Source organism: Nocardia sp. NPDC058058 (genome assembly GCF_042885355.1).
In the GTDB taxonomy this organism is placed as follows: Bacteria; Actinomycetota; Actinomycetes; order Mycobacteriales; family Mycobacteriaceae; genus Nocardia.
Map to the genome: position 1 here is coordinate 275,548 of NZ_JBHVSA010000001.1, position 12,874 is coordinate 288,421.

Annotated in this window: 11 protein-coding genes; 6 read left to right on the forward strand and 5 right to left on the reverse strand. The window is 67.5% G+C overall.

The window, feature by feature from the left end:
* Positions 1-2 precede the first annotated feature (2 nt).
* From ACFVUS_RS01215 to ACFVUS_RS01225, 3 genes are all read right to left on the reverse strand, one after another.
* The gene (locus ACFVUS_RS01215) at positions 3-971 is read right to left on the reverse strand and encodes a glutamate ABC transporter substrate-binding protein (protein WP_387761113.1); all 969 of its coding nucleotides are present in this window, start codon (positions 969-971) and stop codon (positions 3-5) included.
* A complete protein-coding gene (locus ACFVUS_RS01220; RefSeq protein WP_387761114.1) occupies positions 968-2,245 on the reverse strand; it encodes a hypothetical protein in 1,278 nt (425 codons plus the stop codon). Before ACFVUS_RS01220 ends, ACFVUS_RS01215 begins: the two co-directional genes overlap by 4 nt.
* Positions 2,246-2,464: 219 nt before the next feature.
* Positions 2,465-3,193: a 2OG-Fe(II) oxygenase gene (locus ACFVUS_RS01225; RefSeq protein WP_387761115.1), complete on the reverse strand. Its 729-nt coding sequence runs from the start codon at positions 3,191-3,193 to the stop codon at positions 2,465-2,467.
* 147 nt (positions 3,194-3,340) lie between these two features.
* On the opposite strand from ACFVUS_RS01225, the gene ACFVUS_RS01230 reads away from it, so the two are divergent.
* Entirely contained in the window at positions 3,341-3,793 is a 453-nt protein-coding gene (locus ACFVUS_RS01230) for a MarR family transcriptional regulator (protein WP_387761116.1), read from the forward strand.
* Between the two features lie 29 nt (positions 3,794-3,822).
* Positions 3,823-4,404, forward strand: coding sequence for a hydrolase (locus ACFVUS_RS01235; protein ID WP_387761117.1), 582 nt, complete (start codon positions 3,823-3,825; stop codon positions 4,402-4,404).
* Positions 4,405-4,407: 3 nt separating this feature from the next.
* On the opposite strand, the gene ACFVUS_RS01240 is transcribed toward ACFVUS_RS01235, so the two are convergent.
* Positions 4,408-7,422 (reverse strand): hypothetical protein, encoded by a 3,015-nt coding sequence (locus ACFVUS_RS01240; RefSeq protein ID WP_387761118.1) that lies wholly within the window; start codon positions 7,420-7,422, stop codon positions 4,408-4,410.
* A 164-nt stretch (positions 7,423-7,586) separates the two neighbouring features.
* Here ACFVUS_RS01240 and ACFVUS_RS01245 point away from each other — a divergent pair, with 164 nt between their 5' ends.
* From ACFVUS_RS01245 to ACFVUS_RS01260, 4 genes are all read left to right on the forward strand, one after another.
* Positions 7,587-8,711: an AAA family ATPase gene (locus tag ACFVUS_RS01245; protein ID WP_387761119.1), complete on the forward strand. Its 1,125-nt coding sequence runs from the start codon at positions 7,587-7,589 to the stop codon at positions 8,709-8,711.
* Positions 8,712-8,751: 40 nt separating this feature from the next.
* Positions 8,752-9,405, forward strand: a complete 654-nt coding sequence (locus ACFVUS_RS01250) for a TetR/AcrR family transcriptional regulator (protein ID WP_387761120.1) — start codon at positions 8,752-8,754, stop codon at positions 9,403-9,405.
* 127 nt (positions 9,406-9,532) lie between these two features.
* The gene (locus tag ACFVUS_RS01255) at positions 9,533-10,564 is read left to right on the forward strand and encodes an alpha/beta fold hydrolase (RefSeq protein WP_387761121.1); all 1,032 of its coding nucleotides are present in this window, start codon (positions 9,533-9,535) and stop codon (positions 10,562-10,564) included.
* A complete protein-coding gene (locus tag ACFVUS_RS01260) occupies positions 10,551-11,870 on the forward strand; it encodes a lipase family protein (RefSeq protein ID WP_387761122.1) in 1,320 nt (439 codons plus the stop codon). The genes ACFVUS_RS01255 and ACFVUS_RS01260 overlap by 14 nt, the downstream gene beginning before the upstream one ends.
* Here ACFVUS_RS01260 and ACFVUS_RS01265 read toward each other — a convergent pair.
* Entirely contained in the window at positions 11,769-12,743 is a 975-nt protein-coding gene (locus ACFVUS_RS01265) for a PucR family transcriptional regulator (protein ID WP_387761123.1), read from the reverse strand. The two genes, ACFVUS_RS01260 and ACFVUS_RS01265, sit on opposite strands and share 102 nt — an antisense overlap.
* Between the last annotated feature and the right edge of the window lie 131 nt (positions 12,744-12,874).

Consider the following 12,874-nt stretch of genomic DNA (forward strand, 5'->3'; position numbering starts at 1 on the left):
GCTCACCCGATATACCGGGGTGCGGGCGGTGCGGGCGTCGGTCCCAGAACTGTCAGCCGATCGTTGTAGAACCGCTGCCAACTGCCGTCACCGCGCACCCGTTCCAGTACGCCGTTCACGAAGCGCACCAGATCCTTATTGTCTCTGCCGATCCCGACGGCGTAGGTGTCCGTCGCCATCGATTCGCCGACCACCTCGAGATTCGGATCCTGCTGTTGCAGACCGTAGAGAATAGGGATATCGGTGCTGGCGGCATCGACCTGCGCCTGCTGTAGCGCGGTGAGGCAGTCCAGCCAATTGTTCATGGTGATAACGGTAGGCTTCTGCGGCAGCGCGAGGACGGGTGCGAGCGTAATCGTGCCGTTGACCCCGCATACTCTTTTGCCCGCCAGATCGGCGGTGGAGTGGATTCCGGAGTTCTTCGCGACCAGCAGCCGCTGTGACGATTCGAAATAACTGGTCGAGAATTCGATGTCCTGGCGGCGAACGCAGGTCGGTGAGAGGGTCTGCACCACAATGTCGACCTGGCTGTTCCGCAACGCCGAAATACGCTGTGCGGAAACGATGGGCCGCAGTTCGATCCGATCCGGATCACCGAAGATATCGCGGGCGATCTCCCGGGCGATATCGATGTCGAAACCCTCGATCTTGCCGGAGCCGGGATTACGGTAGCCGAACATGAACGAGTTCTGATCCACCCCGACTCGCAGCTTGCCATTCTTGACGATCTCCGCCATCGCACTGCCCGCGGGCATATTCCCCGGACTCGGCTGCGCACCCGGCCGCAGGCTCGCCACCGGATCACCGCAGCCCTTGCCGATCAGATCCGGCACGCTGGTGACCGGCTTCGCCCCGGACGGCAGCGCGTCCCGCGCGGACAAACTCATCGGATCCGAATCCGGGGTCTGCCCGCACGCGGCGGCGAGCACGGCCACGGTGGCCAGCAACAGCATTCGCAGGCGCGCGCTCACAGGAACTCCTTCAATCGCGGCCACACGCCGCCCGCCGTGACCACCGCCGCCGCCAGCAACAGCAGCAGCGTGCCGTACTGACTCAGAATGAACGCGTCGCCCGCGCCATCGACGCCATCGCGGACGTCCTGGCGGGTGGCGTCGAGCTCATCGCGCAGCGCGTTGTCCAGGGTCGTGAAGCGCGCCGCCGAACCGGTCGGCGCGAGGTCGATGGATTGGCGCACCGCGCCGTTGTAGTCATTGCCCTTGTACGCGTTGACCTGAACCGTATGCCCATCGAGCCAGCCCGAGAACGCGACGGTTGCCTTGGCCTCCGGTGTCGCGACGGTCGCCAGCCGATCACGCAATTCGTTGACCAGTGAGCCGAATCGACCCTCGCTGTCCTCGACATCGCCGCGGGTGACCAATTGCAGGGTCTCCTCGGTGCGTGCCTGCTGCGCCAGAAACCGCACCCGCGCAAGGGTTTCGAAGCGGTCGGTGGCACCGCCCGATCCGGTGTCGATGACGCCGGTGGCGGCGATCGAGGCGACCGCGATCCACAGCAGCACCACTACCGTCGCACCCGCCGCCGTGGCGAGACCGAGATTGACGCGGCGATTGGTGACCCGCAACAGCACCACCGACGCCACCGCGAGAGCGGCCAGCAATACCAGCAGCAGGATCACGCTCAGCAGCGGCAGGGTGGAGATGGCGCGCTGATCCGCGCGCAGGGCCGCGAGCCGATTGTGTTCGAGCCGTTCGGCATTGGGCAGTACCGAATCGCGCATCAACGATGAGGCCTGCTTCAGATACGCCGAGCCGACCGGCAGATTCTGCCGGTTATTGGCGCGCGCCGACTCGACCAGTCCGGTATAGGTGGGCAGTTCGGCGGAAATGCTCGCCACGATTTCCCGGGTCTGCTTATCGGAGGCGCCGGTGGTGGCCTCGGCCAGCGCGGCCGCCGCGTCGGCGAGCGACTGCCGGTATCGCGTTCGCACCTCGGGTGTTTCGGTATTACCGGACAGGAACGCCGAGGATGCCGTGGCGTCGGCGGCCGAGAGCGCGACATAGAGTCGTTGCGCCGCATTGGCGAGCGGTTCGGAGTGCGTGAGCACGGTATCGCGCCGAGTTCGCTTCTCGCTGAGCTGATTAGCGCACACGATGCCGGAAATCAGACTCAGCGCCACGAGTCCGATGACCACCGCGCTCAGTACGCCCGGCGCTGTTCGCGCGAAACGCCGCACCCACTCCGCACCATTGCGGACGGCAGCCGGTAACCGACTCCTCACACCCATGCCCCCGTTTCACCGGCTCTGCTCCCGGTAGGGCGATGGTACGGGAGCCACCGGGTTGTGTCGATTGTGATCCGACCAGTCGGATTCAATTGCCGAACGGCGTATTTCGCGCACACCCGGGAATATCGACCGGAGCATGAAATAGGGATTAACGGAGTGTATTGCACCCGTGCCGAACGGGCTGTTCCCAGCGCGGGTCAGCCGGCTCCCGCGCGCGGTTCACGCATCGTGGAAGACGAGGCCGAGGGTATGCCTGCGGCCCGAGCGGACCGTGCTCACGCCGTGCCGCATGGGGGCCGCGGACCAGCCGCGCACGCTGCGGATCGGGCGGTCACGAGTGGTGAAGACGAGGCCGTGACCCTGCGGGAGGGCCACTGCCGCGCCCCGGGACTGGGCGCGCGGGCGCTGCTCGACCATCAGGAATTCACCGCCGGTGTAGTCATCGCCCGGGGTGTCCAGACCGATGACGACCTGGAGTGGAAAGATCATGTCGCCGAACAGGTCCCGATGCAGCGCGTTCCAATCGCCGGGGCCGTAGCGCAGCAGGATCTGTGACGATTTCGTCTGACCCGCGGCATGGCACTGCGCGATCCAGTCCTCGAGGTTCGCCGGCCAGGTGCCCGGGCGGCGCAGCCGGACCGCCCAATCCCGGGCTATCGGAAGCAGTTTCGGGTACAGCGCCGCGCGCAACTCGCGCACCGGCTCGGGCAGCTCATGGGTGAAGTACCGGTACTGGCCGGAGCCGAAGCGATGCCGGGCCATATCGATGGTGGAGCGAAACCGTCGCTCGTCGTCGTACAGGGCGATGAGTGCCCGGCATTCCGCCGGAGTCAGCAGCGGGCCCGTGAGCGCGTGCCCGTGCTCGTCCAATTCGGCGGCGAGCTCGGGCCAGTGCTGCTCGGCTACCCGTTCGGCGCGCTCAGTCGCCAGTCCGGTACCCACCGTCATTGATCATTCCCTTTCGTTGTCGTGATATTCCAGAAACCACTCTGCCGCAGGTGGGAGGCAGTCACCGGCGGGAATCGGACGTGGCGTTCAAGTCCGAACATGACAGGCAAACTTGCAAGTTTTACTTACTTGTCGCATGCTGGCCCGGTGAGCGAATCCGGGCGCAAGACGGCGAAGGAACTGGAACAGGCCGCCGCCGAACTGCGGGTGGTCAGCAGCCGCCTGCTGCGTCAACTCCGCACCACCGCGCGCGCCGATCTGGAGATCACCCCGTCCCAGGCGGTGGTGATCAGCCGCCTGCACACCGACGGGCCCATGTCGGTCGCCGATCTGGCCCGTGCGGAGAAGGTTCGCCCGCAATCCATGCGCACCACCCTCGCCGCCCTCGAGGAACACGGCATGGTGGCCCGCGCGCCGCATCCCACCGATCAGCGGCAGGTCATCATGTCGCTGACCGAGGCGAGCCGACTGCTGCTGAGCCGTGCGCACGCTGCCAAGGAAGGCTGGCTCGTCACCGCGCTGGCCACCAAACTCACCCCGGCGGAACAGGATTCGCTGATCGCCGCCATTCCACTGCTGGCTCGGCTCGTCGAGCCCTGAAATCCACACTCCAGGAAAAGGATTCCCGCATGTCCGCACCCCTGCTCGACCCGCAGACCGCCCTGGTCGTCATCGACCTGCAACGCGGCGTGGTCGGCATGCCCACCCTCCCGCACACCAGCGATGAGGTGGTGCGCAATTCCGCCACCCTGGCGGCCGCCTTCCGTGCGCACAATCTTCCGGTAGTCCTTGTACGCGTATCCTTCTCGGCGGACGGCGTGGACGCCGCCCCCGGGCGCATCACCGACGCCATGCCCAAACGCCTGACCTTCCCCGAAGGCTGGGATGAGATTGTCGGCGAGCTCGAAGTGGCTCCCACCGATATCCCCATCACCAAGAGGCAGTGGGGTGCGTTCTACGGCACCGAACTCGATCTGCAACTGCGCCGCCGGGGTATTACCGAGATCGTCCTGACCGGCATCTCCACCAGCATCGGCGTGGAATCCACGGCGCGTGCCGCACATGAGCACGGCTACAACGTGGTCGTGGTGGAGGATGCGGTGGCCGATCGGGATCTGGACTCGCACACGCATTCCACCACCAAGATCTTCCCCCGGATCGGCCTCGTCGCCAGCACCGAAGCGGTGCTGAAGGAACTCGAATCCCGCTGAGTCTCAGCGCGTGGCGGGTGCCCAGGCTCGCGCCCACAAGGCTTGCCAGGTACCGCCCTTGAGCCACGAGAGAGATATCAGCACACCGGATTCGGCGGCCCGCTCCCAGAACTGCTCGATGCCGCCGCCGAATTCGACGGCGGCGGACAGTCGAGGCTGCCAGGGGCCGTCCGGATCGGTGAGGGAGGTGGCCGGGAAGCCGGTTACCTTGGTGGATTTCGGATCGGAGATGGCGGTTACCGGATAGGAGTGGTCCGGGCTGGATGTGATCGCGATCGCGAAGGTGCAGATGAGGTCCCAGGAGGGGCGGCGGGCGAGCGCGGCCGCGAACGTCGGCGCATCGGCCATGGCCATCTCCACGAGTGCTTTCCGCAGGCGCAGGGCGATCAGATCCATCGAGCGGGCCTGCGCCAGTTCCGGGGCTTTCACCAACTCGCGCAACCGTTTCGACGGGAGTTGAGCGTCCGCGGTCAAGGTTTGCAGGCGTGGATATTTCGCGGCCAGTACGGGGTCCAGGTTCGCGAGGGCGGTGGCGAGTGGGCGGTTATTGACGGCCGACCACAGGTCGGGCAGGGATACGCGATCGGCGTCCAGCGCCTCGGCGCACAGCTGATTCAGGCGGGCCGCGGGTGAACGCCGCATGGCCGTAAGGGCTTTCGGGTCCGCCTCGGGTGATCCGGCGACGGCTGTCAGGGCACGCAGGGTTTCGGGGGCGGCGTCGAAGACCGCCCGGACCGCCTCCCGGAGTACAGGCGCGAGTTCGAGGAACGGATTCGGCTTCGCCCGTCGCGGCCGTACCGGCGCGTCCGGCGTCACCTCGGCCGGTTCGGGCTCGGTCCGTCGCAGGCCGAGAACCCAACGTCGCAAGGCCCTTCCGAGTGCGGGATCCGCCTCGCTGTTGAAGCGGCCGTAGATCTCGCTCACCAGCCAGCCGCTGCGATTGGCTCGCAGCTCGGCATTGACCTGAATGGTGTCCTGCTCATCGCGCAGCGCCACCAGAATGCTGAGCCCGCGCACCGCCTGATCCTGATACCACGGCCCGGCAATGCAATTGCCCATATAGTCCGACCATTCCGCGAGCCGGGCGGCATTGCGCGCGATCTGAATCCGCGCGGTCGTCTCCGGCAACGTGCTCCCGTCATGCACGAGAACAGTTTCCGCCACCTCGAATTCATTGCTCAACGCCGCCGCCACCGACCCGCTGGTCATCAAACCGGCACACAGGCGGGTCCACTCCCGGCAGCGCGCGGGCGCGATCGCACCGAGCGACACCAACTGCGCCGCCCCGGCCACCGCCAGCGGAATCGAATCCGGCCGCGGCGTCAGCGGATCAGGCTGCGGCACAGTCGGATCCGTCTCGAAGTACGGCACCAGATATCCCCACCCGATCTCCGCCCGCGCTTGCCCCCGCATACGCAGAATCGCATCCGCCAGATCGCCGTACCACAGCAGATCCGCCCCCACCTCGCGCGGCCGATCATCACTCCACATTCCAGGTGTATCCGATTCGTCCTGGACGCCAGGCTCATCCCGCGCGACGGGTTCGGCGTCCGGGTCCGGATCGGCGGGGGTGGTGACTCCGTTCCGGGTGGCGGGTTCGGCGGGCGGGGTCGGGTCGATTGGTGCCGGGATCAAGACCTGCGTGGTCGTTCGGGCATCGACCGATTCGGCCCATTTGGCGAGGCGGGCGGCGAGGCTGTCGGCGTCGCGGTTGCGGACCAGCGGGATCTGCCACCAGTCGGAGGGAAGTCGGGTCTCGGTGTTGCCGAAGGCATTTCGCCAGGTGCGCAAGGATTCGGAATCCCAGTCCTCGGGCAGTATGTCGACCGCGATATGCGAGCCGACGAGGTCCGCGCAGGCCTGGTCTATGACGAGTCCGTAGGCGAGTGCATGTGCGGTGCGAGCTCGGACGAAGCGTTCGAAAGCGGCGTCCATGGGCTGGTGGCGGCGGAGCCAGGCGTCGATTTCGCGGAGATGGCAGGCGGGGCGAGCGGGCAGCTTGCTGATGTCCGGGCGTTTGCGCTTGGCTCGGATGAGTTCGGATTTGGTGGGCAGGCTTGCGGCGGTGCCGATCTGGTCACGCAGCAGGGTGATGCCGTCGTGCACGCCGAGTTCCTGCACCGCCACCGCCGTACGCAGCAGTACGGTGGCGGCGATGGCGTCCTGGATCATCCACTCGAGGCGCTGCCTCCAGAACCAATTCCAATCCGGGATGTAGTGCAGTGCGTCCAGGAGTGACAGCTCGCGTTCCCGGCTGCCGGTGACGAGATCTACCGACTCGGCTTCGAGGTGCTGGCGGTAGCGCCTGTGCAATCCGTCTTCGACAGTCAGATCCTGGCTGTCGAGCAGCAGTCGCAGTGTTCGCGCGGACGCCTGTCGTGTGCACACCTGTTCCCATAGGTCGGCCAGCAGTTCCAAACGCCTGGGGCGCGAATAGGATTCGAGCACTCGCCGCAGATTCAGCGCCAGCGCGGATGGCGCTCCGGTGGGGATCGGATCGATGCCTTCGGGGATTTCCCAGCCGAGTACCTGCACGAGTTGTTCGGGACCGAGCAGATCCGCGGCTGCCGAGGCCAGCGTGAGCGCGGCCCAGCGTCCCTCGGCGATGGCTCTTTCCGCCTCCGCGCCAACGGGTTTGGTGGCTGTGACGCCGAAAAGTGCTACCAGAGTGGCGGTTCGCTCGCCGATGCGGCGGGCATCGTCCATGCCGAGGATCCGCAGCGCCGCCAGCACGGCGTCGCGGCGATCACCGCCGGTTCCCGCGAGTCGCGCCGAGACGAATCCCGCACCGAGGTCGATTCCGGCCCCGGCGACCGTGATTCCTCCGGTCCCGATCAGCTCGGCGAGCGACTCACGGGCCGCGAGCACCGCTGCGGCCGGGCTGTTCTTATCCCCGAGCACCACCGCCGCGCCCGCGAGCGCCTCCTGACCGTGATCCTCGACCCGTTCCCCGGTATCGACCATCCATGCCCCACGATCCCGGTCCGCGATCACGCCCCAGGCCAAACGCACTGCCAAACTCGAACTCCTGCTTGCTCTGCGCGGATTCCACGGAACCGCTCCGGCCGCGAACGATACGAGCCCGTCCCGAACCCGGCAAACGAGTTTCGATTCGGCGATCTGGGAGACCGATGCCCTCGCAGCGAGGTAGCTCCCCGATTGCCGACGGCTAGGGTGGGGTCATGCTGACCGCACTGGCCGTGGAGAACTACCGCTCACTGCGCCGGGTCGTGGTCCCACTCGGGCAGTTGACGGTGGTCACGGGTGCGAACGGCAGTGGCAAATCGAGCCTGTACCGGGTCCTGCGTCTACTCGCGGAGTTCTCCCGCAATGGCGCGGTGGCCGGAATGGCGCGTGAGGGCGGCCTCGATTCGACGCTCTGGGCGGGTCCGGGTAGAACCGCGCGCGGTGAACCGCTGGCGCTGCGTTTGGGTTTCGCAGGGGACGATTTCGGTTACGCCGCCGATCTGGGCGTACCCGTGCCGGGCCAGTCCATGTTCAATCGGGATCCCGAGATCAAGGCCGAAGCGGTCTGGGCCGGACCGGTACTGCGCCCCTCGGCCCTGCTGGCCGAACGCGGCGGCCCGGTGGTGCGCCTGCGCGATGAGGGCGGCGGCTGGGAAATGGTGCCGCATCACCTCAAACCCTTCGACAGCATGCTCTCCGAGCTCGCGGATCCGCAGCGCGCCCCGGACCTGCTGGTGCTGCGCGAGCGAATTCGCGGCTGGCGCTTCTACGATCACCTGCGCACCGATATCGAGGCCCCCGCCCGCCGACTACAGATCGGCACCCGCACCATGGTGCTCGCGCACGATGGCTCCGACGGCGCGGCGGCCTTGCAGACCATTCGCGAGATCGGCGACGCACAGGGCCTGGATGAGGCCGTGGACCATGCCTTTCCGGGCAGCAAACTGGAAATCGTGAACAGCGACGGCCGATTCGAGTTGCTGCTGCACCAACCGGGCCTGTGGCGTCCGCTCGGCTCGGCCGAACTCTCCGATGGCACGCTGCGCTATCTGCTGCTGGTGGCCGCGCTGCTCTCACCCCGCCCGCCGGAGTTGCTGGTGCTCAATGAGCCCGAGACCAGCCTGCATCCCGAATTGCTCGGCCCGCTCGGCGAACTCATCGCCCGGGTCGCCGAGGACACCCAGGTCATCGTGGTCACGCACGCCCGCGCACTGCTCTCGGAATTGGCCGGTCACGCCCCGGACCTGCACACCATCGAACTGGTGAAGCGGGACGGCGCGACCACCGTCGCGGGTCTGGGCCTGCTCGACGAACCGCCCTGGTACTGGCCGGACCGGTAGTCCCGCCGCAGCGCGCGGCGCGAGGCCATATTGTTGCGGGGTGAGTGTGGAGGGTGCAGAGGTGCCGGGGCCGTTGCCGCGTGGGCGACACGGGCTGAGCCGGGAGCAGGTGGCGCACTCGCAATATCAGCGCCTCTGCGTGGCGGTGCTGGACGCGGTGGGGGAGCTGGGCTACGCCGCCACCACGGTGGCCGATATCGTCAGCCGCGCGCAGGTGGCGCGGCGCACCTTCTACTCCGTATTCGGCGGTAAGGACGAATGTTTCGCCGCCGCCTACGATCTCGCGGTCCGCACCGCGCTCGAACACCTACAGGAGACCGTCACCGGGATGGTCGGGGTGACATTCGCCGATCGGGTGCGCATCTCCTTCGACCTGTACCTCGGCTTCCTGGCCACCCAGCCCGCGGCCTCGCGCGCACTCTATGTCGAGACCCTCGCGGCCGGACCGGGGTTGGTGGCGCAGCGGGCACAGGTGCACCGGCATTTCGCCGACTACATCATCGCGGTGGCCCGCATCGGCGTGCGCGACGGTGAACTCACCGGCGATCCGGATCCGGAAATGATCGATATGCTGCTCGGCGGCATCGACGACCGGGTGCGCAACTGCCTGCACGAGCGCGGCGCGGCGGCCCTGCCCGCGCTGTCGCCGCTGTTCACCCGCACCGCCATCGCCCTGGTGCGCGTCGCGGACTGACATCGCTGTCCCGCACCACAATCCACGGCCCGGCCGCCTGCCCGGCTTTGTCATCTGACACAGAGACGGTGACACCGGACACGCCAGAACCCTACGGTCACAAGGGAATTCAACGTAGGAGAGTGCAATGAGGCCGACAATGCGAATACTGGGCAGTGCGATGTGCGCGGGGGTGACCGCCGTCGGGATGGCGCTCGCGGGCGGGGCGGCGCAGGCCGATCCGGCGGCCGGCCTGACCAGCGTCGCCTCGGACACCAGCGGCGTCGGCCCGGAAACCTCCGCCTACCTCGCCGCCTTCGGTTACGGGCTGCTGCACCCCGATGCCGCGCCGCCGGGGTCCGATGACTGGAATTGCAAGCCGACCGCGGCACATCCGCATCCCGTCGTGCTGCTGCACGGCACCTGGCTGAACGCGTACGACAGCTTCGCGTACCTGTCCCCGCGCATCGCCCGCGCTGGCATGTGCGTGTTCTCCTTCAACTACGGCCGCGAGGGAGTGCTGAACGGCGGCGGTATCGGCGCGATCCTGCCCGGCCGCTACGGCGTCGGGCCGATGGAGGATTCGGCCCGCCAACTCGCGGCCTTCGTGGACCGGGTGCTGGCCGTGACCGGCGCGGGTCAGGTCGACGTGGTGGCGCATTCGCAGGGCGGTCCCGTCACCAGCCAGTACCTGAAATTCGAAGGCGGACAAGGCAAGATCGGCAAGGTGGTCACCCTGGGCGCGACCACGCACGGCACCTCGCTGAACGGGATAGCCTCGCTCGGCCGGTGGATCACCGATATGGGCGTGAATATCCTGGGCTTCTACGAGCCGCTCATCGGCCAGTCCAATACCCAGCAGGCCGTGGGCTCACCGTTCTACAAAACCCTCAATGCCAATGGCGACACCGTGCCCGGCGTCGAGTACACCGCCATCGGCACCCAGCACGACGAAGTGTCCAACCCCTACGAGTGGACCTTCCTGACACCGGGACCCGATGCCATCGTGAACAATGTGACCCTGCAACAGGGTTGTGACGCCGATCTGTCCGATCATCTGACGATCAACTACTCCCCGCGCGCCGCGTCGATCGTCCTGCGGGCCTTGGATCCGGCCGGTAAACACGACCTGGAATGCACCTTCAACCCCTGGGTGATCGGTGGCGATGGGCACCTCTGAACCGCTGCTACCGGACCGGGATCCGTTCTACCGCAGCACCGCGGCCCTCGGCGGCATCGAACCGGGCACCATCCTGCGCACGCGGGCGGTCAAGCTCGCGCTGTTCGGGGTTGTGCCACAGCGGATCTCGGCCTGGCAACTGCTCTATCGCAGTACCGATCTGCGCGGCCGCCCCGAGGCCGCCGTCACCACGGTGCTGCTGCCCTGGGGCGCGGATCCGGCGGTGCCGCGCCCGCTGCTGTCCTTCCAGTGCGCCATCGACGCCATCGCGCCGATGTGCTTCCCCTCCTACGCATTACGGCAGGGCGCTCGGGCCTGGGGTGCGATTCCACAGCTGGAGTTGCCCCTCATAGCGAGCGCGCTGGCCCGGGGCTGGGCGGTGTCGGTGCCCGATCACGAGGGTCCGGGCGGACACTTCGGTGCGGCGCGGGAACCCGGTTACCGTGCGCTGGACGGGATTCGGGCCGCGCTGCGGTTCCCGGTGCTGGGTCTGTCCGCCGATACTCCGGTCGGCCTGTGGGGATACTCCGGTGGTGGCCTGGCCACCACCTGGGCGGCCGAACTGGCCGCGGACTACGCTCCCGAACTCGATATCGTCGGGGCGGTCGCCGGATCGCCGGTGGGTGATCCCGCCAATGCCTTCGTGCGCCTGAACGGTTCACCCTTCGCGGGGTTCGCCATGGTGTTCACCGCGGCATTGCGGCGCGCCTATCCGCAGCTGGAACAGACACTGCGCGAACATCTTTCGGACGAATACCTGGCGCTGCTGGCGCGGGCCGAGCACACCGCCACCTTCCCGCTGCTGGCGCGGTTCGCCGGTCGCGATGCCGATCGGCACGCCCGGGCGGGCCTGGCCGCCATGCTGAACGAACCCGAATTGCGGGCGGTGCTGGACGAGATCCGGCCCGGCGCACAGGCTCCCGCCATGCCCATGCTGATCGTGCAGGCCATCAACGACGAGGTGATCGCGGTCGCCGATATCGACGCGCAGGTGGAGCGCTACCGCAGACGGGGCGCGCACGTGCACTACGTGCGCGATCGGCTCAGCATGCATCTGCCGCTGCAATTCCTGGGCGCCCCGGCCATGATCGACTGGCTCGCCGATCGATTCGACGACCTGCCCACGGGAGTGCCGGGGACACAGACGATCTGGTCGGTCGCGCTGTCGGCGCGCGCCCGGCCCCGGCATGCCGAATTCGCCGCGCTACTGGCGCGCATGCTCGGCTCCCGCCCGATAGGTGCGCGCTACCAGCGCGGACCGCAGATACCACAGGCCCGCCGACTGCGCCGGGTCGAAGCCGGTTAGCTGACCGATCCGCTTGAGCCGGTAGTCGATGGTGTTGGCGTGCACCCCGAGTCCGCGCGCGGTGCGCCGCCGGTTCAGGTCATTGCCCAGATGACGGCGCAGCGTCTCGAGCAGTTCGGGGTAGACCTCCAGCGGATCCAGCAGCGCACCAAGGTATTCCCGCCCCGGACCGGGGCGGGTGAGCTGATATTCCATGGCCAGATCGTCGAACCGGTAGAGCCCGGGCTTGCACTGCAATCGATGCACGATATCGAGCAGTTCGTGGGCCTGATGGGCCGCGCCCGGAATGCCGGGGGTCGCGGTGTGCATGACGGTGGCGGTGAGCGCCACCTGTGCCACCGCGGCAAGTTCCGCGATCAGGTCGTCGAGTTCGGTTGCAGCCGCGACCGATTCCGGAATGAGTACGGTGCCGCCGTCGGTGCGCAGCACCCACAGCGCCTTGTCCGCGCAGCGCGCCGCGAGTTCGACTTGCAGACAACGCAACCGGCGGCGCGCCACCAGCTGCCCGTTCACCGCCGGATGCTGCTCGCCCGGATGCGCGGGAATGCCGAGCGCGACAACGTAATACGCATCCTCCAGCTCCACCCCGCGGACGTGCGCCTGTGCGGCGGCGGGCTGCCCGGACAGCAGCGCGGCGGCCAGGCCGAGTGATTCGAGTTGCGGCGGAACGGTCGCCTGCGGGGCGATTTCCGTGGCCGTCAGGGCGGGATCGGGGAGCCCGGTGAGCGCGGTGTCGACCACCGCGAGGGCCTCGAGCAACCGCCGGGCGCTCACGGCGATATCCAGCGCACCGGCCCGCAGTTCCAGACAGGTTTCGGTAATGGTGCTGACATCGACGGTCGAAACCGCGTCGGCGGGGGCGGGTCTAGACATGTGCGACTCCACTTTTCAGGGAACGCTGGCGTTCCTACTGGTGCGTAACTGTAATGGCGGTCACCTCGCACAGGCAAGCGCATCATGATGAAACGTAGGCATCGGGGCCGGTAGAAGTGGTCGAGGAGTAC